The sequence below is a fragment of the Nitrosomonas sp. Nm51 genome (genome assembly GCF_900111165.1).
GTDB lineage: Bacteria > Pseudomonadota > Gammaproteobacteria > Burkholderiales > Nitrosomonadaceae > Nitrosomonas.
Genome location: NZ_FOGH01000014.1, coordinates 37,824 through 62,829 on the forward strand (window position 1 = coordinate 37,824; position 25,006 = coordinate 62,829).

Genomic DNA, 25,006 nt, shown 5'->3' on the forward strand with positions numbered 1-25,006 from the left:
ATGAAAAATATTTGTGCTGATTCAAGCCTCGTCATTCAGTAGCAAGCCTTGGACTTTATCCAAAGTCCGCGCAATAGATATGGCTTCCTGAGATGGAATTTGACGAATAATTTCCTGAGTTTGTGCATCCATAACTTTTATAACAGTTTTACCTGTATCGTCATCTATGGAAAATTGAAGATTTTGAGCCAGATTATTGACGGTCTCTTTAATTTTTTCAGCAGCCTGTTCTATCGGAATTTCTAATTTAATGTCTTGTTCGATCTTGGGTGCTTGTGTTGCCGAAGTCATTCTGTTGTTTGTCGCTTGGACATTTTGTGAGGGTGGCAATGTTGTTAGCAATGGCTGAGAAAGAGAGCCTATTGCCTCATTAATATGATTTATTGCCATGTCTTAACTCCTTAAAGTTAAAAGAAACACGGAATTCTCGATTCGATAATCCCGTGTTTCTTATCCAATATTCTAATCTTCGTGATTAACGTAAGAGTGAGAGAACGTTATTGGGTAGTGAGTTCGCCTGCGCCAGAATCGCAGTGCCCGCCTGCTGCAAAATTTGACCACGTGTCATGTTTGCCGTTTCTGCAGCAAAGTCAGCGTCTTGTATTCGGCTACGTGATGCTGACAAATTTTCTGCAGTTGTTTGCAAGTTAGCGATGGTAGAGGAGAAACGGTTTTGAATTGCACCTAAATCACCGCGTGAACTGTTGACCTGTGCTAATGCTGAATCCAGTGTCTCAATTGCAGTTTGCGCGCCTGAAGCTGAAGAAATATCCAATGTGGCAACTGAATTAAAGGAGCTTGTTGTAGCGCCGAATACATCGGCATTTCCGTTGCCAACGGTTATTTGCCCTGCAGAACTTGAAAGTTCAACTGTACCCGTGGCAATTGCAGAGTCAGTTGCTGCGCCACCGGTCAGCGTTCTTGTGGTAACACCAGCAGTAAAATCAGCGGTTTTTGTCGCGCCTGAATTGTTAAAGTCTTGTAACGCTATATCCCTTCCGTCTGATGTTGACAGAGTAATAGCCGATTTGTTTGCAGGGTCAGCAAATGATGCCGTTACGCCTGTCAGGGACTGCAATCCGTTAATTGCTGAAGCCAGGCCGCTTAAATCGGAAGTATCAGTTACGTTTGCTGAAATGGAGTTACCATTTAACGTCATTGTTACCGTGCCCGCAGAACCAATGTTACCAAGTGAGGCGCTGTTACTGGCGGTAGCAGTGACGCCTATATTCGAAGCGGCAGAGTTAATTGCGGCAGCGACAGTTTTGGCGTCTGATCCGACAGCATAGCTGATCGCGCCTGTGGCACCCTTGCTAGTTGTTAGTACCAGGTCGGCCTCTACAGTAACACCATTACCACCAGAAACATCAGCTGCGGCTGCAGTGGCGGTACCCATTGCGGTACCATTCGTCGTTAATATATTGCTGCCTAATGCTGTAGCACGTGAGTCACCAATTGAGTTAATATCAATTGTTTGATTTGCATTTGCACCAACTTGAAAGCTTTGATTCAAAAATGATCCATCGAGTAGGTTCGTTCCATTAAACTGCGTTTGGCTAGCAACACGTGTAATTTCCGACGTTAATTGAGAGACTTCGGCTTGCAGTGCTGCGCGATCACTCGCGCTGTTGGTAGCATTGGCAGATTGTATTGACAGTTCACGAATTCGTTGTAAGTTATTCCCGATCTCGCCTAATGCGCCTTCTGCGGTTTGTGCCAGAGAAATGCCGTCATTGGCGTTACGGACAGCCTGATTGAGACCGCGAATCTGTGAGGTCATTCTTTCAGAAATTGCCAAACCTGCTGCATCATCTTTTGCACTGTTAATTCTGAGACCAGAAGACAAACGTTCCAATGATGTATTGAGAGAGGTTTGTGACATATTCAAGTTGCGTTGCGCATTCAGTGATGCAATATTTGAGTTAATGATTTGTGGCATGTTAAATCTCCTTTTAAATGCTTTATAAATGGTTTTATTCCTCTACGTTGGCTTCATCCCCATGATCCAGGAAGGCAATTAACCATCGTTGTAGCAGTAATCGGTTAACTTTTTGCAAAATTAAGTTTTTTTGATTTTATTAAGTTCGATTTTTGCAAGTTTTTTTGGATTATAATATTGAATGGAAGCTTTAATTATTCTGGATAATGTTAATGAATCAGTCTATTACACATAACGTTATGTTATTGTAGTCGGGAGTTAAATTGGTTTAAATCAAAATTTTGATGAGATTTGAGTGATCAAAAGAAGAGTTATAAAAGTTTTGACAGTTGAAAACTCTGCTGATGATGCAGATCTAATACGCGATACGCTTGCACAAAGTGGATTGCAGCTGAGTTTTTCATGGATAAATACGACGCAAGAACTTCGCAAGGCGCTTAGATCGAGCGTATGGGATATCGTCCTGTCAAATACGAATGTGCCACAGCTGAAGGTTGACGAAATATTGCAGTTATTAATGGACTATGGCCATGACGTGCCATTAATAGTTATATCCGAGCAAGAGGATGAAGATGCGGCCATATCATTGATGGAAAAAGGCGCTTGTGATTATGTTGTAAGAAAAAATCTGAAGCGCCTTGTGCCCATCGTGCGCCGCAGTCTGCGTGAAGCGGAGAATGCGCGTCGTATTAATATCACGCAGGTTGCCTTGCAAAAAAGTGAGGCGCGCTTCCGTGCGATTACTGCAAATCTTCCCGGTGTTGTTTTTCAGTTTTTGTTGACGCCTGACCAAAACGAGAGCTTTCCCTATGTCAGTAATGCATCTGAGACCCTGTTAGGATTGTCGCCACACATGCTAATGGCTAACGCAACATTATTTTCACGATTGATATTGCCTGAAGATAAGAAGCATTATGAACGTCTGTTGCGAGTATCTGCAGACAAACTGTCAACATTGAACTGGGAAGGCCGCATTCAGGTTAAAGGGGATTCGGATATTAAATGGATTAGCCTGCGTGCAACACCAAAAATGGCCGCTGATGGTGGCATTTTGTGGGGCGGCATCATGATCAATATCACACGGAATAAGCTGGCGGAGAGAGAAATAACGCATTCTCGTGAACAGCTGGTTGAGTTATCTTCTTATTTGCAGAAAGCTAAAGAACACGAACGCGCGCGCATTGCGCGCGAGATTCATGATGATATTGGCGGTACATTGACAGCTATTAAGTGTGAATTGGTACCATGTATGGACCATTCTCCGCGCCTTAGTGATTTTTATCAAAAAAAAGCAGCTATAATTGAAAATCTTGTGGACCATGTCATTGATAGTACGCGCAGAATATCTATGGACCTTCGTCCCGGAATACTTGATTTCGGGATAGTCGCCGCCGTCCAATGGCAGGCTAAGGAATTCAGTCGGCGAACGGATATCTCATGCCATGTGTCTTGCGACGAAGAAGAAATTCTGCTGGATGCTGATTTATCGGTAGCGATTTTCCGCCTTTTTCAAGAGATATTAACCAATATTTCAAAACACGCACAGGCGACTGACGTGTGGGTCAGTCTTGTAGAGGCCGAAGAAAAAATCACCATGGAAGTGCGTGATAACGGATGTGGAATTAACCCCCAAGATATGAAAAAGCAGGATTCGTTTGGTATCAGAGGAATGCATGAGCGCTGCCAGCAGTTAAAGGGAAGTTTCCAAGTCTCCGGTGAATCGGGAAAAGGCACCAAAGTCAGTATTCTAATTCCTGTCCAGGAAATGAAACCAGCTTATGCGGATGACCCAATAGATGTGTCAGATTTTAAATCTGAGTATGAACCCGGTCAACTCAGCCTCATGACGATAAATAATCGGAGAAAGCAATGATAGATGTGATGATTGCCGATGATCATGCGATTGTCCGTCAGGGCTTAAAGCAGATATTGAACGAAACAGACGATATCAGAGTCACGGGTGAAGCCGAAACAGGATTTCAGGCAATCAAGATCGCGCGTCAGCATGATTTCGATGTTATGTTACTCGATATTTCGTTGCCGGATAGAAATGGCATCGATGTGTTGAAACAAATCAAGAAAGATAAGCCGAATTCGACAATTTTGGTATTAAGTATGCACAATGAACATGAGTTTGCCGTTCGTGCATTGAAAGCGGGCGCAGCAGGGTATCTGAATAAACAAAGCGCACCGGCTCAACTTGTTACAGCTATTCGTCAAGTGGCTTCCGGAGATAAATATATCAGCCCGGCATTGGCTCAGGAGCTTGCCAATTCCGTGAATTCGAAAAATGATCAGCCATTGTATACCATACTCTCTGATCGTGAATACCAGACATTATGCCTGATAGCTTCAGGTAAAACGCTATCGGATATTTCTACGGAAATGTTTTTAAGCCCTAAAACAGTCAGTGTTTACCGTTCGCGCATATTGGAAAAGCTTAAGTTGAATAATAATTCAGAACTCATTCGATACGCGATAAAAAACCGGTTGGTTGATTGAAGTTTTTTGCAGGATATTATGTGCAGTATGGATCTTAGATCATTGAGAAAATACTGGCCGATGATCTGCTTGGCCGAACTTATTGATTATAAATCTCCAAAAATAACAGAAAAATAATATCAACCTTATGCTGCAGGAATTTGATCAAGAGTTGGATGCACGCGGTCTAGTCTGCCCGTTACCAATTTTGCGGACGAAACAATCGCTTGCTAGTATGTCCAGTGGGCAGGTGCTGAAAGTTGTTGCTACCGATCCAGCTGCTGAGATTGATTTTCAGGTTTTCTCTGAACAGACAGGTAACAAGCTGCTGTCTACGTCAGAAATCGATATGGAATTTGTGTTTTTCCTGAAAAAAAAGTAATGCAGACCATAATCCATAGTATTTAGGCCCAGTATAGCCACTAGTTCTTTCGCCCCATGTGTGCCATAGATTCATCTCCAGATGTTTAATTTTTTCCGGTTTTGCTTGCATTCTTTTTAAAGTGGAATATAATTACGAATCATTCTCATTAATATCGTTATTATTAATTGTTTGGTTTTGTCAGGTATTTGTTAACTTGATATATAAAACGCTTAAGATTAAGTCGCTCATCATGTATATTTGTGTATGTAAAGGAGTTACAGACAGCGCGATCCGGGAGGCCGTTAATAACGGGGCTGAACGGATGCGTGATTTGAAAAGCTGTCTTGGCGTTACAGAGCAGTGCGGCGTTTGCGCATGCCATGCAAAAGAAGTATTGGAACAGGCGCGCCGGCAAAAGACTCAGACGCATGCTTCTGCGCCGGAAACGGCTTGTGAGCCGAGCCGGGTTTTATGTGTGAAACAACTGCCTGAGGAGACAAACGATGAAAGGGAATACCGAAATTATTCAATGGCTGAATCGTCAACTGCAGCATGAATTAACCGCGATCAATCAATATTTTTTACATGCCCGTATGTATAAAAACTGGGGTTTTAACAGTCTCGCCAAGCATGAATATGATGAATCCATTGAAGAAATGAAACATGCAGATTTGCTGATTGAACGTATTTTGCTGCTGGAGGGACTGCCGAATCTTCAAGAGCTGGGTAAGTTGTTGATCGGAGAAAAAGTTGAAGAATGTGTTGCGTGTGATCTGAAGCTGGAACAGATTTCACATGAAACGCTGGCGGCGGCTATAGCTGCCTGTGAGATTCAAAAAGATTACATCTCGCGTGAGATTTTTGAGCGTATTCTGGAGGACACGGAGGAGCATATAGACTGGTTGGAAACGCAGCAGGATGTGATGCAGAAGATCGGTGTGCAGAATTGGTTGCAAAGCCAGATGTAAGTGTTGTGGCGCATTGATTTCTTAGATGTTGCATCCTGAACTCGTGCTATTGAATTAGGTAATAATGTGCAGGTAATTAAAGACGGGTGCATGCTGTGATGTCTTATAAATAAGTATTCATATAGTTGAGGACTGCGATTGAGGTTGACATCGTCGTCGACAGACAAGTAGAAACATAAAATTGCAAAGCTATTATTTGAAAGACCCTGCAGTACTAGGGTAATGCGATGTGATTTATATCAAACTTTGTGCCTGCATGTTGCCGAGCAAATCTGACAATTTTCCATGAAGAGCCCTTGCGTGCATCAAGAATGGATCGTGTGGTCGAAATGACACAAAAATGCATTGAAATTAATAATAAAAATGAACCATATGCACAAAAGAAATCAAGAGAAATCCGGTTTTTGCCTGGATGTGTGCCTAGCACTCTACCCAAATGATATTGCCGGGCTCAGTTCGCTTGTCAGTGTAAGTGGCAAGGTGTGCCTTGCAGGCAATAGTCGTTCTATTGTCAAAAGACATAACGCAGTTCATGGATGCTGACACGCGCACCCACAGGGAGTTACCATGGTATCCTGCGGCTGCGTTACAGTACTTGAAAAGGGGACAATCCTTTCCTGCGTACTGTGCCTTGCTGCATAACACCGTGGTAACGCTGTACTCGGCAATATCATATGGATAGAGTACTCGGTTATTGTGCTTTACTATGGTGTTTGCTGCTTAATCATGCGGTTGCTGAAACACTCGAAAGCCGGCAAATTGCCCATCGAACTGAGCGCGTCTATGCTATTCCTGCCGGCGCATTACTTGATGCGTTAAAACAGTTCTCGCAACAAGCGGGGATCGATTTGATTTACGACCCCGTGTTGCTGGAGGATATAAAAACTCAGGGGCTTGACGGTAAGTTCGATGTTGCTTCAGGCTTGCACTTTTTGTTAATTGGCACCGGGTATCGTTTCGTCGAGCAGGCGGATGGTTTTGAGATAATTGCCGCGCAAGCTTCCGCTGGCCGTGAAATATCCGGATCGCAAACAGGCGAAAAAGTCACCGTCTTGCCTACGATACAAATTTCAGCCAGCGATACAGGCAGTTATGCTGCTACCAGCAGTGTGACCGCGACCAAGACGAATACATTGCTGCGCGATGTGCCGCAGTCGATAACCGTCGTTACCGAAGAATTGATTAAAGACCAGGCAATCCAAAGTCTCGGCGATGCTGTGCGCTACGTGCCAGGTGTGGGTGTATCACAAGGTGAAGGAAATCGAGATGCTTTAGTTTTTCGAGGCAACCGCTCAACCGGTGATTTCTTTGTGGATGGTATACGCGACGATGTCGCTTTTTTCCGGGATCTTTATAACATAGAGCGTATTGAAGTGTTGAAAGGTGCCAACGGGATGATTTTCGGTCGCGGCGGATCGGGCGGTGTCGTTAACCGTGTAACAAAGCAAGCGAACTGGAATCCGGTGCGTGAATTTTCTTTTCAGGGGGGATCATTCAACAGAAAGCGGATGACCGGAGATTTCGGCCATGCGTTCAATGACAAGGTGGCTTTCCGCGTGAACGGATTGTTTGAAGATTCCGGCAGCTTCCGCGATGGTGTTGTAATGAGACGTCGCGGCGTTTCTCCGACCGTAACAATAAAGCCCACCGATCGCACCAAAGTTGTAATGAATATGGAGCGCTTTCATGATGACAGGACGGCCGATCGTGGTATTCCGTCAGATTCTAACCTTAATCGTCCGGTTGATGTCAAACGGTCTCAGTTTTTCGGCGATCCAAAGCGCAGCCATTCCGATGCCGAAGTATTGTCCTTTAATGCGTTGATCGAGCACCGCTTTGACTCTGGAGTAACGCTGAGTAACCGGACGAATTATGCTCAGTACGATAAGTTTTATCAAAACATTTTCTCCCGCAGTCCTGCTTTAGATAACAGGGTATTTTTGGGTGCTTACAATGACGCAACGGATCGTGAAAATGTGTTTAATCAAACCAATTTGTTGTACTCGGTCGATACCGGACCAATCAGCCATACACTGCTGGCTGGTGTTGAGATAGGGCAGCAGATTACCAGCAACGTTCGTCAAACAGGTTTTTTTAATAACGATCCACGAGGTATAAGTTTTCCCGTACCACTCAGCAGTCCGGTGACTGACGTGCCGATTGCTTTTATCACAAGACCTGCGGACGCCGATAATCGCAGTGTGGTTGATATTACTTCTCTGTATATTCAGGACCAGATTGAGTTGCTACCGCAACTGCAAGCCATTGCCGGAGTGCGTTATGATTTGTTTGAAGTGGATTTTCGCAAAAGAAACGGTGATACGACGCAAATCAATACCACCGATCATTTGATTTCGCCGCGCTTTGGCCTGATTTTCAAACCGATAGAACCACTGTCAATTTATGCAAGTTATAGCCAGGCGTATGTCCCCAGGGCCGGTGATCAATTAACAGGCATTATCGTTACCCGGGCGACGCTTAAACCGGAAAAGTTCACCACTTATGAGGCAGGAATTAAATGGGATATTTATCCCGATCTGGCGCTGACTGGTGCTGTTTACAGATTGGACCGCACCAACGTGATTTCGCCTACTTCAGATTTTGGAGGTAGTTCGTTTTTAGCCGGTGAGCAACGTACCGAGGGTATTGAAATTGGCTTGAGCGGGCGTGTCACGCAGAGTTTGAGTGTGATGGGTGGTTACGCTTATCAGGATGGGGAAATTACCAGTGCTACCGAAGAAGCGGAAAAAGGAGCAACGATAGCCGAATTGCCACGTAATACGTTTTCGATGTGGAGCCGCTACGATTTCACGCCCAGGATAGGCGCGGCGGTTGGGGTGATTTATCGCAGTTCAATGTTCGCGGCGGTCGATAACACGGTGCGGATACCTGATTTTACGCGTGTTGACGCAGCGTTGTTTGCGCAATTTACCCGTCGGGTTCGCGGACAGATTAACATCGAAAATATTTTTGATACCCATTACTTTGCATCAGTGCACAACAATAACAACATAACGCCCGGTTCGCCTGTTGCGGTGCGGGCAACGTTAATCGCCAATTTCTAGTTCTATTAGGGAGAATGTTGCATCAATGTGTTAACAACTGGTTTTGTATTAATAATAACAATTATCATTAATATTTGTATTGTTATTATTGTTTTCTTTATTTAAGGAGGCTTTTTTATGGTTTCAAATGCAAAGGCGCTGATTCTTGTCGGTGCGGTAATGACTTTAATGATCGGTGCTTTTATGATCAACCAGGACAAAATGGCAGCATATGCTGCGATACTTGAAAACACTTCAAATGCTGAAGCCATCAATTCGGCTGTTTCAGCATTCCAGGAAATCGGTACGCTTAGACGGGCCAACCCGATCGATGCCGGTGCCATTCGGGACGTTTATGTAAATTCACTGCAGGCGCTGACACAAGAAGTCGATGCAAGCAATGATCTGACGCTGGACAGCGACATGCTCGCAGCGATTGATGAGATTAGTGCTGACAACGAGCCCAGGCTGGCCGCACAGGTAATCGACAAGACGCTGCAACGTGTGTTTTATCTGACCATTTTGGATCGCGTGACAACTGTCCGGGATGAATTTGATACCGCTTCGACAGAAACGCTGAATGCTACATGGGATGAAGCCATGGCTGCGTTTGAGGCGATCAAGGGGACCGCAGCCAGAGAAAACAAGGTCATTTCCGCTAACCGGCAGTCGATTGAGACTGGCGATAACCCGGCATTGGATGTTCAGATCGCCATGGCGTTTGAGCGCGGCAGAGCAGCATTGAGCAAGCTGAATCCGTCAGAGGATCTTATTGAAATCAGAATAGTGCGGCAGATTATCCGTCTGTCGCTGGTGCGTGCTTATTATATTGGCGTGCTGCGGGAAGTTGAAGGCGTTGTATCCAATCGCGACCGTGATATAGAAGAAGCCAGAGAAAAACAAAAGGAAGGCGAAATTTTCTATCGTCTGATTGAGGGTTTTATTACCCGTGAAAACGCGACCGGCAGTGAATTTATCAAAGATCAGTTTACCGGTAATATTGCAAGCGTCGATGCAAATGCAATTGTCAGTGAGCTTAGCAAAGGATTCATCGGCCGTGTGCGTGCGGAACTGGATGCAAATGAAAGCAGCATATCGGATGATCGTGGGCGCGCAATGGAAGTTGCCGAGGAAGCACTTTTGTATGCCAACACGTTTCTGGCCGATCTTGAAATACGTCTGGATTCGAACGCGCGCAGCGAAATTGAAACCGCGTTAAACAGTCTTAGAGACGCTAGTAGCGCTTCAGATGCGGCCAGTGCTGAGCAGGCGCGCCAGGAAATAGACAGCGTGCTGGTGACGTATGCGCAAACGCTGGCCGTTGCTGAATATGAGCAGACGGCAGAAACGCCATTCGTCGATGCTGCAGTAACAGCGTTTCAGACTGTCGGTTCGTTGCGGCGTCAAAATCCGGTCGATGCCCAGGCAGTTCTCGATGCATATACCGGTGAGCTGCAGCAGTTAACACAAATTGTTGACAGCATTTACCGATCGTCCATGGACAGCGATATTCTTGCTGCGATAAACGATATCAGTAACGGACAGCAGGTGCCGCTTGCCGCCCAGGTTATCGACAAGACATTGCAGCGTGTTTTTGCGTTGACAATCTATAACCGGGTCACCTATGTGCTGGAGTTATTCGACGATCTCTCCATAGGCGAACTGGAGCTGGAATGGGATAGGGCGTATTCGGCGTTTCAGGCAGTAAAAGGCACTGCGGCCAGAGAGAACAAGGTGTTGACTGCGGATCGGCAATCTATCGAGAGCGGCAGCAATCCGTTTCTGGATAGCCGGATTACGCTGGCGTTAATCGGTGGTAAAGCGGCAATCGACAACGCGGCGCCCAACAGCCAGGCGCAGCTGGCCATTGCGCGCGAGCAAGTTATACTGCCGCTGGTGCGCGGTTTTTTAATTGGCGTGCTGCGTGAAGTTGAAGGCATTGTCGAAAACAGGGACCGGGACATTGACGAAGCACTGGAAAAGCAGGTCGAAGGCATTTATTTCTATCGTATCGTTGAACCAGTAATTGCGGTAAGTAATCCGAATAGTAATGCACGGATTCAATCACAATTGACCGGTGATCTGTTTGCTGTCAATGCCGATCAGATTGTCAGTGATATAAGCCGTGGTGTCATTGGGCAAATCAATAGTCATTTGGCTGCGTATGAACAGTCGTTTGATTCGGATCGAACGCAAGCGGGATTGGCTGCAACGGTTACAGCGCTGTATACGCAAATGTTGCTTCCTGACCTCGGGTTGCGTTTGGATGCAACAAAGCGCGTCAAAATTGAGAATGCGTTGCAGGACTTGATCGAAGCCAGTGAACAGGACGACCAATCAAAAGCGCAGAATGCGCAGCTAACTATTACTGAAATAATTTCAGAATATGAAAATGAATTAATTTAGTCGTCCGCGCCCGCCAACAGGGTTTTTTGGCGGGCGCTTTTTTAGCTGCAAAACTCCGCACGTAATCGGACAGCCAATTTTGTGTTCTCGCTTGATTAGCTGGTTATGACCGCCGAGAAGCATTGGTTAAGTCATTAATTTATATGCCTATGAACTATTCTCAGCATTTTTCACCTTATTTATTAATATCAATGAGATAAAGGAACGACAATGAAAGGCCAAGAAATGACTCTGATAGATTGGCAAAAACAGTACGGTACAGAAGAAGGCTGCGTGCAGGCATTGATTGAGTGACGCTGGCCGGAAGGTTTTCGCTGTCCGTGCTGTGGTCACGATGGTGGTTACAGTATTAAGACGCGTGGCTATTGGGAATGCAGTCAATGCCACAAACAAACCTCATTAACGGCAGGCACCTTGTTTCATTCAACCAATCTGCCACTAACCAAGTGGTTTTGGGCAATTTACCTGGTTGCATCGGATAAAGGCGGTATTTCTGCTTTGCGTTTATCCAAACAGATAAACGTATCCTGGATAACCGCCAGCAGAATGCTGCGAAAGATTCGCATTGCCATGGGACACCGGGACAGCATATATCGATTACATGAATTGATTGAAATAGACGATGCGTTGATTGGAGGGCGCCATGCCGGGGGAAAGCGCGGCCGGGGTGCCGAAGGAAAAACATCGGTGCTGGTAGCTATTGAGAATCGGGAAAAGCGTGCCGGTTTTATTGCCATGCAGCAGGTTTCTGGTGTTAACCGGGAAACGGTATCACAGTTTGTAAAGCGGCACCTGTCACCAGATCAATGCGTGCGAAGTGATGCACTGTCTTCTTTAGCCGAAATCGGCAAAACACAGAATCATACCGCACGCGTGACCCCGCCTGACAAAGCTGGTGAGTGGCTGCCATGGGTGCATATCGCCATTGGCAACCTTAAGGCATTCTTGCTGGGAACATATCACGGAGTGTCATCAGGTTACTTGCAAGAATATCTCAATGAGTTTTGCTACCGTTTTAACCGGCGAGCATGGGAAGCTGAATTACCTTCCCGTCTCCTGAGTGCTTGCTTGTGGCACAATCCAATTAAACTGAAAATAGTTTAGAGGCATATTAATTTATTGAATATGTTTGATATTCTGCCTTGTAAAGAGCTATTTCGGGCGTGGCGAAAGGAATCAATACACTCTGGTATTGGCGGCGAAATCCAAAGAATATTTCTCCAGGCTCTGTTCCCGGTGATTCCACGCGATTACATTGATACGATGCGTTGCTTGATCAATATTATCTTGAACATGATAATCTTCTTCACCAAACCACCCAGCCATAAACATGATAACGATGCTTTTTTCCTAACCATCCGGCTAAGACCTGCCGCTCTGATTTGACTTGTGTGTCGTAGAACAAGCTGGCAATAATCCAGCAACAAATAAGTCTAGTGCTCTATCAATATGATATTGATAGAGCACTAGCATGAAGTTTTTCAATACATTAGCCATGTTTTTGATTTCCTCTAACTTGATTGAATAAATTTGTTGCTACAAAATTACACATATGCCTATTAGACGACACCCTCTAAAATAGAATATGCTGTGCTGTATTCGCAATACCTTGCTACTTTGCAAAAGCAAAGCCAGTATATATCTGTGAATGCGCGCAATCGCTTAATTTCAGAAATTACTTCAAATATACTTATCCAACCGTGCGCTGTTCTTCGTTTGACCGAACTCGGGTGAGATGTTTTTCCGAAACATTTCTATATGTTTTTCCACTTCGCGATTTTTCTCAAACCGGTCTATATGATAGATAACTGCACCTTCATGTGCCAGTGACAATTCGGAACGCCCGCTTATATGCCGTGCTACAGGAAAGAGACACTACAACACTAGCAGTATTTGGAACAACATTCAGACAGACATTGCGGCTTTTAGCCATATTCGAATTAGCTGTTGCCAGTTATCGGAGAAACAATTACAATTCGTGCAACTTTGTTGCGTAAACAGATATGTTCGTGGTTTCATGATGCTCAATACTTATCGAGATACAGCAGAAGAATTGATCCGTAAAGAAGGCGGCCGGGCGACTGGAATCCGGGTAAGAATTCTGGCATTGCTGCTGGCTCAGGAGCAGGCTGTTACCCACCGTGAAATTGAAGCACGCCTGACAGGGCTGCAGCCTGACCGCGTAACATTGTACCGTGTATTGCAGTGGCTGGCGGATAAAGGCCTGATTCACAAGATTACCAGCGATGACCGGGTGTGGCGGTTTCATGTCAATCATGATGCCTATATGCACCAGCACGCACATTTTAAGTGCACACGTTGCGCCAAGGTCGTGTGCCTGGATGAATTGCCATCCAGGCGTCATTTGACCCTGCCGGCGGGTTATCAATTCCAGTCGATGGAATTGACTGTCAAGGGTTTGTGCGCGCAATGTGTTTAACACGATCAATCTGTGTTGTTAACTGACTGTTGCAATAGTCGTTACCTGTCCGGCCGAAATAACGCGTGTATTTGTCGGTTGTAGTTGCTGTTATGACTGAGTTGCGTTGCTGTTTTCCTCGGAATTGATGTGCTGGCAGTTTTTGGGGCGAAGCGAAGTAGAATTTAATTCATGCGTAAATCAAGTTTTGTTCGATGAAATTTTCAATAAAAATGCAACAAAGTTGCGTTAAAGCTGATAATCAGTCTATTTATAATTAAATTAGCCGATGCGTTCAGCCATTGCTATAAAAGTAACTGAGATAAATTGCAGTTTGGGTCTGTTCGTGCCGGCTGTGTTGGCGATAGCGCTGATCCTGTCTCAAGCTTCTGTTGTATTTGCTCAGGCGCTTACTGACGTGGCGGAATTGCCGGGGATGGTTGTTACTGCCCCTGCAGATCAGCGATCCGATCCTGACTGGGTCAGGCCAGAAAAAGTATTGCGGGAGGATGCGTTGCGGCGCAAGCGTGAAGCCGGTCTGGGCGATATGTTGTCGCGGGAACCGGGCGTTTCCTCGAGCAGTTTCGGGCCAGGCGCCAGCCGTCCGATTATTCGTGGACAGGACAGTTCACGTACCCGTGTTTTGGAAAGCGGTGTTGGTATGGGCGATCTCTCCGTAATCAGTCCGGATCACGCCGTTGCATCGGATACGCTCAATATTTCGAGAATCGAAATTCTTCGCGGACCGGCAACGCTGTTATACGGAAGCGGTACTTCCGGCGGTGTGGTCAATGTGATCAGCGCAAGAATTCCTGATCGTATGTATAAGTCGGCGCAAGGGCATTTTGAAGGCCGCTTTAACTCGGCGCTGGAGGAGCGCTCGGGTGTATTCAGTGCTTCAGGCGGCCATGGGCAGTTTGCGTGGCATGTCGACGGCGCAAAAAGGAAAACCAGTGATGTAAAAATCCCCGGACGTGCAGATCCTGATAATCCTGACAGTGAAAATGGAGTGATCAGAAACAGCGCTATCGATTCCAGCAATGTATCTGCCGGTGGTTCGTATATCGGAGAGCGCGGGTATGTTGGTGTGTCCGTATCACGGCTCGACAATTTCTACGGTATACCGGGGCCTGAATCGGCAAAAATCGACATGGATCAGACGCGTTACGGACTGTCCGGTGAACTGGACAGTCCTGCCCGGGGTTTTCAGAAGTTGAAAATGCGTATCAACTACAATGACTACCAGCATGATGAGCTCGAAGATAGCGGCGAGATTGGTACAAAACTGAACAACGACGAAGTGGATGGCCGCTTTGAACTTATGCATCTGCCGGTTGCAAACTGGCAGGGCGTGCTTGGGGTGCAGTTTCAGTATCAGGATTTTGCAGCCCGCGGCGAGGAAGCATTTATCCCCTCCACGCTGTCGCATTCAGTAGGAATTTTTATGCTGGAACAGTATCAATGGCGACGCTGGTTGTTTGAAATCGGCGGCCGGCTGGAACATGTCAATCGAGATCCGGCCGATACCGTTCTTTCCTCGAGAAATTTTAATTTGTATAGCATATCGGCTGGCAGCGCGTGGATGTTCGCAGAGGGCTATCAAATTGATCTGACAGCGACGCGCGGTCAGCGCGCACCGATTATTAATGCCCTGTATGCCAACGGCATTCATGTTGCAACCAATACCTTTGATGTCGGTGATCCGGATCTGACTAAAGAAACTTCCAATAATTTCGATCTTTCACTGCAAAAAACGGATGGTGCCGTCACCGGGCGTGTCAATCTGTTTTATAACCATATCAACAATTATATTTTTCAGCGTGCCCGTGATGGCAACGCAGATAGACTGGCTGATCGTGTCAACGATGAAGGCGAGCTCGATAATAACGGTGCATTCCTGGTTCAGGATTTTATGCAAACACGCGCGCATTTTTATGGTCTGGAAGCAGAAACCCGTGTGGCAGTGTTGCCTGAAAGGCTGACTATGCGCCTGTTTACTGATATTGTTTATGGCAGGTTGAAGAACAATGGAAATGTTCCCCGGTTAACGCCGCTGCGCTTCGGTCTGGAACTTGATTACTTTCAGGGTAACTGGTTGGGTAATTTCAATGTCACCCGGGTGACAAGGCAAGAGCGAACCGCTGCGCTTGAGTCAGAGACGCCGGGTTATATACTGATGAATGCGGAGCTTGGTTATCGTTTCAAACGTGGTGAGTCGTCCTATCACACGCTGTTTTTGCAAGGACGCAATCTGCTCAACGAAGATATGCGTGTGCATACATCGTTCCTAAAAGATGTCGCGCCATTGCCGGGCAGAGCGATTGTCGTCGGTATTAGAGGTACATTCTGATGCTGAAATTCTGTGCCTCACTTACATTAAGGAGTGTCGTCATGCGCCATGCGCATTTATGCGCATGCAGATTTTTGATGAATGCTTGTGAAAAGCGTGCAGAGCTGGGGGGTACGATTTGTCCGATTTCGCCACTGATGGGGCAAGCTGTGGCCGAAGTGATGGCCAGGGTATAACCTGTTTGGAAAAATCAACACAGAAAAGGATGTTCATACTTTGGATATCCTTGAGTTCAAGTTGTCTATGAAATATTCACAGACCAGTCGACGGCTTGATACGCTTTATAGGCAATCACGATTACACGGTATTTGTGTGGTTCAGGGTTATATTCGGCGGTATGATTTTAATGACGGCGTATACCGGTGTTGCCGGGCGGTCTGAGTTCGGATGAATTTTAGGAATATGTTGATGTGATATTTGCTGCCTTCATGACATATGTCCCTGTCATGAAGGCAGTATAACTGGCTTGGAAGATCGCAGACTGCCTTCCGATTACACTGATGAACAATCCAGCGCTTTATCGGAAGCGACAGCCTAACGATTATTGAAATTTTTACGTTTGGTGAAACCAAACCCGATAAGTCCGATCCCTAGCAGGGCAAGCGTGGTTGGCAATGGAACTGCTGTTGACTGCTGTATTGCCAAACCTTCAACGTCTGTGCCGTCTGTGGTAATTACCGTTGCGGCACCGGTAGCGGGGTTAATACGAAAATAATCGCCATCGTCGTCCCCTGCATATAGCCATGTGCCGTCTGTCGCCAGAGCTGATTGGGTACTCAGTCCGGTCAGCGTACCCCCGGCGCCAACCAGTGAGGCTGCACCCGTTACTGTGTCCACGGTATACAAAGAATCGTTACCAGCATCGACTCCGTATAGCGTGTTGCCAAGAAAAGTGAGTCCGTCCAGATCCGCTCCGATTGAACCATTCAGAAGTGTTGCGGCACCGGTGCCAAGATTAACGGTCCAGAGGTCGCCACCAAATTGATCTGCCATAAAAGCAGAGCCTGACGCAGAGATGGCCAACCCAGGGCCGGTAACTGAAACACCAAGCGCCCCTACCGCCGTTCCGGCACCTGTTGTGGTATCTATTGTAATCAATTGATTGGATGAATCATCAATCGCGTAAAGTGTGTTACCAAAAAACGACAGCGCTTCAACATCACTAAATCCAACACCACCAACGCCACCGATCGTGGTACCCGTTCCAGTAGCGAAATCTATGCTGTAAAACGTTGAATCTGTAGTATCACCATCTACGCCAAAACCTAGTGGTGCTGCACCTGTGTTGCTAACGATACCCGCAAAAAATAATGCGGCGATTAATAGTTGTGTTTGTTTCATATTATTATATTTTTCCTTAATTAAATTGTTGCTGAAGATAAATCTTAGCCTTCCCGCATCATCAATTCTGATGCGGCCAATTGTTAAGATTTATACAATAAATTTTAAGCAATAACCATGCCATAAATATTTATTGTATTAAAACAGATTGTTATATGTTTTTCATGCAAAGTCTGTAAGATTTATCGACTCTGACAAAATGGAAAGTGGTGTGGAATATATTACACCCCTAAGCCGGACAAGCCGGAACCAAGAAAGTTAAAATTCGGGGTCAGGTCGCACGCCGTTACCGGCAATTTATCTGGCGGGTTAAAGTCCCGTCCGGGGAATTGCTCATTCACCCTGGTAGTACTGTGGAGCAGTATTTGAGTAATTGAATGCTGTAAGTTCCGCGAAGGCAAAGCTGCAGGCCGCAACGCAAGTGAATCTTTATTAGCCCCATTAACTAACTGAAGATGTTGACTCTCTGACCTGAAGGGGAAAACTGATACTATCTGCCTGACAATGAGTGTTTCAGGTAGATCCTCCGGGGTTGTAGGAGTGGCATGTAGCGGAAGATAGATTGTGCAGGACGGAAGGTCCAAAACGGTGGTATGCATAACCAACTGATTTATATAAGCGGAGAGCGAAATTAAATCGGGCCGTATTGGAAGTCTGAGGGGTTAATAGTATCGTTTGAGGATGAATGAATCATAACGCCATCCGAGGAAGGTGACCCTGCTTTGTTCAAGTTTTACTTTGGAATACAGGGCATGATGATTGCAGAAAAGCTAACAACATCACGAAACCCGCAAGAGCGCGTCAGAGTATTCCAAAGGAAGCTATACTTTAAATGTATGAATACATTTCTGTTTCAGCCTTCTGCTCTAACATAATCAAGCAGCTCTTGTTTCTTGCCGCAGCATACTTAATGGATTCCATTAGTGAAAAATAGTAATTATCCCGATACACATCAGATATTGATTTATTTAAACTTCCTCGGATATTAAATATCAATTTAAGGAACGACTATTATGAATCTAACTAAAAACTTTTTAATTCTATCAATTGGCACTTTTTTGGTGGTTTTTTTCCTTGGAGTCATTGCTTCAACGGTAGTCTCTAAGGCAGGCGAACAAGACGTTACACAAAATTTGAGCAAAGCAGCTTAATATAAGAAATAACTGTAGAGCAGGCCGGCCGTAAACCATACACTAGTCATGCAGAAAGAGGTTCAGCTAGTTTACTTTGCGACGCTTCACTACAGACAAATATAATTGTAATAATCATTTCATAACCCAGTAACGAGATCGCTGTTGGGTTATGAAATACAAAACCTGCATTTAGACTTAAAAAAGTCCAGATCTATCAACAACCCATCAATTTTTGCCACCGCAAAACTAAGGTCCTGCATTCACACATATCGGTGTCTTAGGAATAAATTCATAATCCCGCTATCTGCATTTGATTTTCGTATGTTGACGCCTGATGATACACTGGTGCTCTATTAATATGGTATTGCCGGGTTCAGTGAGTTTGGCGGTGACCATGGCGGGACCATGGCAACGCTGTACCTGGCAATATCATATTGATAGGGTACTGGATTATACTAATTCTCGAAACGTCGCACCCGTTGGCGCAGCTGCTCCAGTTCTTCCACTAAATCCAGAACCAGCGCGGCACCCGCCAGATTGACGCCAAGATCACGTTCCAGGCGCTGAGCCCGCCGGATACGCCGTACATTAATACCGTGAAAGCGCCAGTGCGCAGGCAGGCGTCCTTGCGGTTCGATCACGCCATGCTCTACCAGTTCGAATATCTGTTCAGTGGTCAGGTGACACGATCTGCAGAGTTCGGACAGCGTCATATATACATCCTCTTCCAGAATGTCTCCTGACAATAGCTTCATCAATTTATCAGTCATTTCGAATCATGCTCCCAGTCCGGCGCGGGGATTGAACTTAAGCGCTTCTCCAAAAGTATTATATGCCTTCTTGGCCGCTGCGGTATCTGCTTTTGGCAAAGCGATCTGCAGCACTGCGTAAAAATCCCCCGGTTCCCTGGCAGGGATGCCGCGTCCCTTCAAGCGCAGTTTGCGGCCGCCCGAAGAATTGGGCGGAATCTTGAGATCGACCGCGCCTGCCGGGGTGGGTACCTTGATTGTTGCGCCCAGTGCAGCCTCCCAAGGAGCCAGCGGGAGATCCAGATAAACATCCTTGCCCTCTACCTTATAGAAAGGATGTGGCTGGAACGCCACTTCCAGATAGAGATCACCGGCGTCGCCCTTGCCGATGCCGACGCCCCCTTGCTTGGCAAGGCGAATATGCTGACCCTGATACATGCCTCTGGGAATGCGTATGTTGAGAGTACGTTCCTTAAGATGCGGCCGTCCGTCCGTTCCCAGTTCGGAATGTTTCAGCGTCAGTGCGCGGGTGGCGCCCTGATAGGCATCTTCCAGGTCAATCAGAACCTTGGCATGGGTGTCCTCGCCGCGTGCATGAAACTCGCGGTGTGTTCGTCCGCCAGATCCGTGCGTAAAGCCGCTGCGCCCAAACAGACTCTCAAAAAAATCGCTGAATTGGTCGGCATCGGCACCGGCGAAACCGCCACCGTGGAACTCGAATCCCTGAGCCCAGTCCGGCGGCGGGCGAAACTCCTGACCGGCTTTCCAGTTAGCCCCAAGCTGATCATAGGCTGCCCGTTTTTCCGGATCCTTGAGCACCTCGTAGGCTTCTCCGATCTCTTTGAACCGTATTTCCGCGTCAGGTTCCTTGCTTACGTCGGGATGATATTTACGCGCCAGCTTGCGGTAAGTCCTTTTAATCTCGTCTTGGGTGGCATCACGCCGCACGCCCATTATCTGATAATAATCCTTAAATTCCATCTTGCCTTACGCTAATATCAGGGTCTAAGAAAGTTATGAAGTCCATACAGACAGCGCGCTAAATGTTAAGTCCCACGATGTGCCGGTCAAAATTCAATCGTAATGGGGGTCAATTTTAAACCGGTATTAACACGGCAGTACCAAAAAGCAGCAGGTTAAACAGATTCACCACTACTGGAGGTAACAAGTCTTTCATCTGGTTTGTCTTTGACAGCGCTATGAAGATCGCCTACCAATTCAAAATGAGGTAGCGTTGCATACTGCCTTTACGGATAAGCAGCAATATCCGCTTATTGCCGGCCTTGACAGCTTGCTGAAACTCAGTGGCATTTTTCACCGGCTTGCGATTCACCTGCAGAATGATCGAACCAACCTCAATGCCCGCGCGGGCGGCAATTGACCCCGGCTCTACCTCGGTAACTACGACACCCTCACCAGCTTTTGCATTAAACTGCTCCGCCAGTTGCGGTGTCAGTGTCTGCACGGTTATACCAATCTCGTCGGTACTCTGTGCCGGATCCACGGCGGCCACCTTATCTTTGGTCAGTTTGCCAATGGTCACCTGTAATGTCCTTTCCTTGCCTTCGCGCAGAATCGTCAGCGCCACCTTCGTGCCCGGTTGTGTCAGTGCTACCCGATTGCGGAAATTGCCCACATCGGTTATTGGTGCGTCGCGGAATCTGATGATTACGTCTCCCTGTCGCAGACCCGCCTGCTGTGCCGGTGAATCTTCACTGACTTGGGCTACAAGAATACCCTTGTTTGCCTTGACATCAAAAGACTCAGCCAGCTCCGCAGTAAGTTGTTGAATCACGATTCCCAAGTAGCCGCGCGTCACTTCTCCGCGATCAATCAACTGGTTGGCGATCGCTTCGGCCAGATTACTGGGTATCGCAAAGCCGATGCCCATGTAACCGCCGCTACGACTGAAGATAGCCGTGTTGATTCCGACAACTTCTCCATCAAGATTGACCAGCGGTCCGCCTGAGTTGCCAGGGTTGATTGCGGCGTCAGTCTGGATGAAGTCTTCGTAGTCATTGATACCTACGCTAGTTCGTCCCTTGGCGCTGACAACACCAACAGTAAGTGTATGACTCAGACCAAAGGGATTGCCAATGGCCACGACCCATTCACCGACTTCCAGCTCTGAAGAATCAGCCAGCGTCAATGTCGACAGGCCAGTGGTTTTTATTTCAATAACTGCCAGGTCGGATTGGGGATCTCGGCCGGTTATTTCGGCATTAAATTCGCGACCATCCTTAAATTGAACCCGGATCTTATCCGCATTTTCGACTACATGATTATTGGTCAGGATATACGTCTTGCCAGAGAGCAGGCCTTTTTCGGCTTTAAACGCAAAACCTGAACCATACTCCATCACGCGGCGTTCGCCTTGCGGTTGTTCTCGACGCGGAGAACGTGGAATACCGGGAAAATCATCGCCAAAAAACCGTCGGAAGAAATCGTCACCAAAGGGCCATTCTTCACCAAAAGGCGATGAAAACGGCATTCCGGCCGCACCTGGATCTTTGCGTTCAACTTGAATAAAAACCACCGCTGGCGAGACCTTGCGAGCCACCGCCGCAAATGCTTTGCCGGTCTGGCGCAGGTTTTCCACACCTTCGTCTGGCAACTGCGCATAAGATGAGAACGACAATAGTAACGCAGTCAACCATATACCAAGACTAAAGAATAGTTTACTCATCATCATATGAACTTTACTGTTTTTCTTAACGTACATCAACTTTTATGGCGCGACGGCGTTGCGAAGATGGCTTGGGTAATTCGATCCGCAGTACACCGTTTTTGTAACTGGCCTGTGCGTCTGTCGGCTTCACTTCGCCGGAGAGCGGAATCGCCCTTTCAAAAAGACCATAGGCGCATACTGTAACGTGATAACGACCTGCGGTTCGTTCAAATCCTCACGCAATTGCTGTAATGTCGACATGGTTGTCCTCCTCGTTTTATTAATGATGTGAATTTTAGAGTATAAAACGCACAGGAAACGAGCCTATGCCGCTGCGCGAAGGGTATTCACTTGTTAAAGTGGTTTGCGTGAAAACGTAGGTGCTCATCGATAAAGCTGGCGATAAAATAGTAGCTGTGGTCATAACCTTCGTGACGACGTAGCTGCAGCGGGTAACCGCTGTCTGTTGCGGCTGCCTCCAGCCGTTCCGGCTGCAACTGCTCGGTCAAAAATCCGTCAGCCTCGCCTTGATCCACCAACGCAGGCACCGGCTGCGTGGCCTCGCGCATTAGTAGGCTGGCGTCGTAGTCGCGCCAACTGTGGGTATCTTTACCCAGGTAGGCGGTAAAAGCCTTTTTCCCCCAGGGGCAGTTCATCGGGTTGCTGATAGGACTGAAAGCCGACACAGAGCAGTATCGCCGCGGGTTACGCAAGGCGATGACCAGAGCCCCGTGACCGCCCATGGAGTGACCGGCGATAGCCCACTGGCCGTTTACCGGAAAGTTTGCTTCGACCAAAGCCGGCAGTTCGTTAACCACATAGTCGTACATCTGGTAGTGACTGCTCCACGGGGCTTCGGTCGCGTTGACAAAGAAGCCTGCACCCTGGCCCAGATCGTAACCTTCATCATCCGCCACGTCTTCGCCGCGGGGGCTGGTATCCGGCGCCACAATGGCGATCCCCAACTCAGCGGCAGCGCGGTGAGCGCCCGCCTTTTGCATAAAGTTCTCGTCCGTGCAGGTCAGGCCAGACAACCAGTATAGCACCGGCACCTTCTGTCCGTTGGCCGCCTGCGGCGGCAGGTAAATGGCAAAGCGCATGGTGCAGCTCAGCGTTTCGGCGTAGTGATTGTATTGCTTGTGCCAGCCTGCAAAACTCTTGTTGCTGCTCAGATTTTCAATACTCATGAAAAAGACTCCTATGGAATATTAATTTTGCATCGCTGCCAGACTTAACAAACCGGCAATGTCTCTTACGTAACTGCGCTGCAGGCTTTCACAAAACAGCAGTTCCGCTCGTGTCTGATCCGCGGCGCATTGATAGCGGTTACTTATCGAAGTGGATTACACTGCGAATGCTTTTGCCCTCACGTATCAAATCAAAGGCCTTGTTAATGTCTTCAAGCCTCATGGTATGGGTTATGAAGTCGTCCAGCTTGAACTCACCCTGTAAGTAGCGCTCAACATAGCCCGGCAGTTCGGAGCGGCCTTTTACACCGCCAAAGGCGGAGCCGCGCCATACTCGGCCGGTCACCAACTGGAACGGGCGGGTGGAGATCTCCTGACCAGCGCCGGCGACACCGATCACCACCGACTCCCCCCACCCTATATGGCAGCATTCCAATGCCGCGCGCATGAGATTGACATTGCCGACACATTCGAAGGAGTAGTCAACGCCACCATCGGTCAATTCGATAATGACATCCTGGATTGGTCTGTCGCCATAGTCTTTCGGGTTAATACAGTCGGTGGCCCCCAGCTTACGCGCCAGGTCAAATTTACTTTCGTTAATGTCGATGCCAATGATACGGCTGGCTTTAGCCATGGAGGCGCCGATAATGACCGACAGGCCGATACCGCCCAAGCCAAAGATGGCAACCGTGGCGCCCGCTTCCACCTTGGCTGTGTTCAATACCGCACCCATGCCGGTGGTCACGCCGCAACCCAGCAAACAAACTTCTTCCAGTGCGGCCTCCTTGTTCACTTTTGCCAGCGCAATTTCAGGAATTACGGTGTACTCAGAAAAGGTTGAGCAGCCCATGTAGTGATGGATGGGCTTGCCGTCTTTATAAAAACGGCTGGTGCCGTCGGGCATCAGGCCTTTGCCCTGGGTTTCACGAATTTTCCGGCAGAGGTTGGTTTTGCCGGATTTGCAGAACTTGCACTCGCCGCACTCAGGTATGTACAGCGGAATCACATGGTCACCCACGGCGACACTGGTCACGCCTTCACCAATCTGTTCGACTATAGCGCCACCCTCGTGGCCCAGAATGACCGGAAAAATACCTTCCGGATCGTCGCCGGACAGGGTGAATGCGTCGGTATGACAGACGCCACTGGCGACGACACGCAATAGCACTTCACCGGCTTGCGGCGGCATCACGTCGACTTCTTCAATAGACAGCGGCTGGCCAGGCCCCCACGCTACAGCGGCTTTGGATTTAATCATTTGTGTCATTAGCGTTGTTCCTTATGTTGTGGACGGGTTCAGACGACGATGATACCGTATTGTTGCGTTTTTTAGGGTTTTATGGGTGCAAAGTTACCTTAATTGACTGTTCTTGCTGCCGCGGCGGTTGTAGCTGCTGAATCCTGTTTGCTGTTTGTCCAGTTCGGCCCGGCAAATGATACAGAGCCGCACGCCGACGACCGCTTTGCGGCGCGCTTCCGGGATTGCGGTTCCACATTCTGCACAATGTGTTAAGCTTGCGCCGACGGGTAGCTGGCTACGAGCCACCGCTAAAGCATCTTCCACGCTGGCGTCAATTTGATCTTGTACCGCCCCATCTCGAGACCAGCCGCCGGCCATAATTCGCTCCTGTTTTTTTAAATTTACCGTATGAATGTGTGGGTTTTAACAAAATCGGCCTATGACCGGTTTGATTCAAAAAAGTGCTTCTACCTGAACAATAATTTTTTAGACTCTAGACTAGCAGAGACGATCTGTTATTCTAGATAAATGTTAATAAACAGCAAACTAAATGATTATCACATTAAAAAATAATTCAATGTTTTTGCATTGATATACCTGCCAGTAAAGCAGCCTTGTTTGTCCCGTGTCAATTATCCTGGCCGGTTTGGCGACAATTATGATGGCCGGTTGAGTTTTTTATGATTTTTTCAGATTTTTCCTCCTGTAACTTTC

At 47.2% G+C, this 25,006-nt stretch carries 22 protein-coding genes and 2 pseudogenes; 13 read left to right on the plus strand and 11 right to left on the minus strand.

Annotated features, from left to right (window positions below):
* Window positions 1–21: 21 nt before the first annotated feature.
* Together BMY60_RS06955 and BMY60_RS16495 are read right to left on the minus strand one after the other, a co-directional pair.
* A complete protein-coding gene (locus tag BMY60_RS06955) occupies window positions 22–390 on the minus strand; it encodes a flagellar protein FlaG (protein ID WP_090332442.1) in 369 nt (122 codons plus the stop codon).
* A gap of 85 nt (window positions 391–475) precedes the next feature.
* Window positions 476–1,939, minus strand: coding sequence for a flagellin (locus BMY60_RS16495; protein WP_090332444.1), 1,464 nt, complete (start codon window positions 1,937–1,939; stop codon window positions 476–478).
* Between the two features lie 322 nt (window positions 1,940–2,261).
* On the opposite strand from BMY60_RS16495, the gene BMY60_RS06965 reads away from it, so the two are divergent.
* From BMY60_RS06965 to BMY60_RS07000, 8 genes and pseudogenes are all read left to right on the plus strand, one after another.
* Window positions 2,262–3,812: a hybrid sensor histidine kinase/response regulator gene (locus BMY60_RS06965; RefSeq protein WP_256250740.1), complete on the plus strand. Its 1,551-nt coding sequence runs from the start codon at window positions 2,262–2,264 to the stop codon at window positions 3,810–3,812.
* Entirely contained in the window at window positions 3,809–4,441 is a 633-nt protein-coding gene (locus BMY60_RS06970; RefSeq protein ID WP_090332447.1) for a response regulator, read from the plus strand. Before BMY60_RS06965 ends, BMY60_RS06970 begins: the two co-directional genes overlap by 4 nt.
* A gap of 127 nt (window positions 4,442–4,568) precedes the next feature.
* Window positions 4,569–4,802 (plus strand): sulfurtransferase TusA family protein, encoded by a 234-nt coding sequence (locus BMY60_RS06975; RefSeq protein WP_090332449.1) that lies wholly within the window; start codon window positions 4,569–4,571, stop codon window positions 4,800–4,802.
* 232 nt (window positions 4,803–5,034) lie between these two features.
* Complete coding sequence (locus BMY60_RS06980) at window positions 5,035–5,340, plus strand: bacterioferritin-associated ferredoxin (protein WP_090332451.1); 306 nt, start codon at window positions 5,035–5,037, stop codon at window positions 5,338–5,340.
* Window positions 5,288–5,752, plus strand: a complete 465-nt coding sequence (gene bfr, locus BMY60_RS06985) for a bacterioferritin (RefSeq protein ID WP_090332453.1) — start codon at window positions 5,288–5,290, stop codon at window positions 5,750–5,752. Before BMY60_RS06980 ends, bfr begins: the two co-directional genes overlap by 53 nt.
* A 674-nt stretch (window positions 5,753–6,426) precedes the next feature.
* Complete coding sequence (locus BMY60_RS06990; RefSeq protein ID WP_090332455.1) at window positions 6,427–8,817, plus strand: TonB-dependent receptor; 2,391 nt, start codon at window positions 6,427–6,429, stop codon at window positions 8,815–8,817.
* A 117-nt stretch (window positions 8,818–8,934) separates the two neighbouring features.
* Complete coding sequence (locus BMY60_RS06995) at window positions 8,935–11,202, plus strand: hypothetical protein (protein ID WP_090332457.1); 2,268 nt, start codon at window positions 8,935–8,937, stop codon at window positions 11,200–11,202.
* A 210-nt stretch (window positions 11,203–11,412) separates the two neighbouring features.
* Window positions 11,413–12,306, plus strand: a pseudogene (locus BMY60_RS07000) (IS1595 family transposase).
* A 72-nt stretch (window positions 12,307–12,378) separates the two neighbouring features.
* Here BMY60_RS07000 and BMY60_RS15685 read toward each other — a convergent pair.
* Entirely contained in the window at window positions 12,379–12,534 is a 156-nt protein-coding gene (locus tag BMY60_RS15685; protein WP_177166608.1) for a hypothetical protein, read from the minus strand.
* Window positions 12,535–13,219: 685 nt separating this feature from the next.
* On the opposite strand from BMY60_RS15685, the gene BMY60_RS07005 reads away from it, so the two are divergent.
* The 3 genes from BMY60_RS07005 to BMY60_RS15690 all read left to right on the plus strand — a co-directional run bounded on the left by BMY60_RS07005 (window position 13,220) and on the right by BMY60_RS15690 (window position 16,147).
* Entirely contained in the window at window positions 13,220–13,642 is a 423-nt protein-coding gene (locus BMY60_RS07005) for a Fur family transcriptional regulator (RefSeq protein ID WP_256250741.1), read from the plus strand.
* Window positions 13,643–13,910: 268 nt separating this feature from the next.
* Window positions 13,911–15,971, plus strand: coding sequence for a TonB-dependent receptor (locus tag BMY60_RS07010; RefSeq protein ID WP_090332458.1), 2,061 nt, complete (start codon window positions 13,911–13,913; stop codon window positions 15,969–15,971).
* Window positions 15,971–16,147, plus strand: coding sequence for a hypothetical protein (locus BMY60_RS15690; protein ID WP_177166609.1), 177 nt, complete (start codon window positions 15,971–15,973; stop codon window positions 16,145–16,147). The genes BMY60_RS07010 and BMY60_RS15690 overlap by 1 nt, the downstream gene beginning before the upstream one ends.
* Before the next feature lie 358 nt (window positions 16,148–16,505).
* On the opposite strand, the gene BMY60_RS07015 is transcribed toward BMY60_RS15690, so the two are convergent.
* Entirely contained in the window at window positions 16,506–17,312 is an 807-nt protein-coding gene (locus BMY60_RS07015) for a PEP-CTERM sorting domain-containing protein (RefSeq protein WP_090332460.1), read from the minus strand.
* 1,013 nt (window positions 17,313–18,325) lie between these two features.
* On the opposite strand from BMY60_RS07015, the gene BMY60_RS15695 reads away from it, so the two are divergent.
* A complete protein-coding gene (locus BMY60_RS15695) occupies window positions 18,326–18,463 on the plus strand; it encodes a hypothetical protein (protein ID WP_177166610.1) in 138 nt (45 codons plus the stop codon).
* 437 nt (window positions 18,464–18,900) lie between these two features.
* Here the strand turns inward: BMY60_RS15695 and BMY60_RS07020 are convergent, their stop codons facing one another.
* The 7 genes from BMY60_RS07020 to BMY60_RS07050 form a co-directional block, all read right to left on the minus strand.
* Window positions 18,901–19,215, minus strand: a complete 315-nt coding sequence (locus BMY60_RS07020; RefSeq protein WP_090332462.1) for a chaperone modulator CbpM — start codon at window positions 19,213–19,215, stop codon at window positions 18,901–18,903.
* Window positions 19,216–19,221: 6 nt separating this feature from the next.
* Window positions 19,222–20,175 (minus strand): DnaJ C-terminal domain-containing protein, encoded by a 954-nt coding sequence (locus BMY60_RS07025; protein ID WP_090332464.1) that lies wholly within the window; start codon window positions 20,173–20,175, stop codon window positions 19,222–19,224.
* A gap of 229 nt (window positions 20,176–20,404) precedes the next feature.
* Complete coding sequence (locus BMY60_RS07030; protein ID WP_256250742.1) at window positions 20,405–21,886, minus strand: DegQ family serine endoprotease; 1,482 nt, start codon at window positions 21,884–21,886, stop codon at window positions 20,405–20,407.
* A 19-nt stretch (window positions 21,887–21,905) separates the two neighbouring features.
* Window positions 21,906–22,031, minus strand: a complete 126-nt coding sequence (locus tag BMY60_RS07035; protein WP_256250744.1) for an Hsp20 family protein — start codon at window positions 22,029–22,031, stop codon at window positions 21,906–21,908.
* Window positions 22,032–22,209: 178 nt separating this feature from the next.
* Window positions 22,210–23,043, minus strand: coding sequence for an S-formylglutathione hydrolase (gene fghA / locus BMY60_RS07040; protein ID WP_177166613.1), 834 nt, complete (start codon window positions 23,041–23,043; stop codon window positions 22,210–22,212).
* Window positions 23,044–23,188: 145 nt separating this feature from the next.
* Window positions 23,189–24,310 (minus strand): S-(hydroxymethyl)glutathione dehydrogenase/class III alcohol dehydrogenase, encoded by a 1,122-nt coding sequence (locus BMY60_RS07045; protein WP_371264195.1) that lies wholly within the window; start codon window positions 24,308–24,310, stop codon window positions 23,189–23,191.
* A 93-nt stretch (window positions 24,311–24,403) separates the two neighbouring features.
* Entirely contained in the window at window positions 24,404–24,670 is a 267-nt protein-coding gene (locus tag BMY60_RS07050) for a DksA/TraR family C4-type zinc finger protein (RefSeq protein ID WP_090332469.1), read from the minus strand.
* A gap of 150 nt (window positions 24,671–24,820) precedes the next feature.
* On the opposite strand from BMY60_RS07050, the pseudogene BMY60_RS15270 reads away from it, so the two are divergent.
* Window positions 24,821–24,915: pseudogene (locus tag BMY60_RS15270) on the plus strand (IS1595 family transposase); the annotation flags it as partial.
* Window positions 24,916–25,006 lie beyond the last annotated feature (91 nt).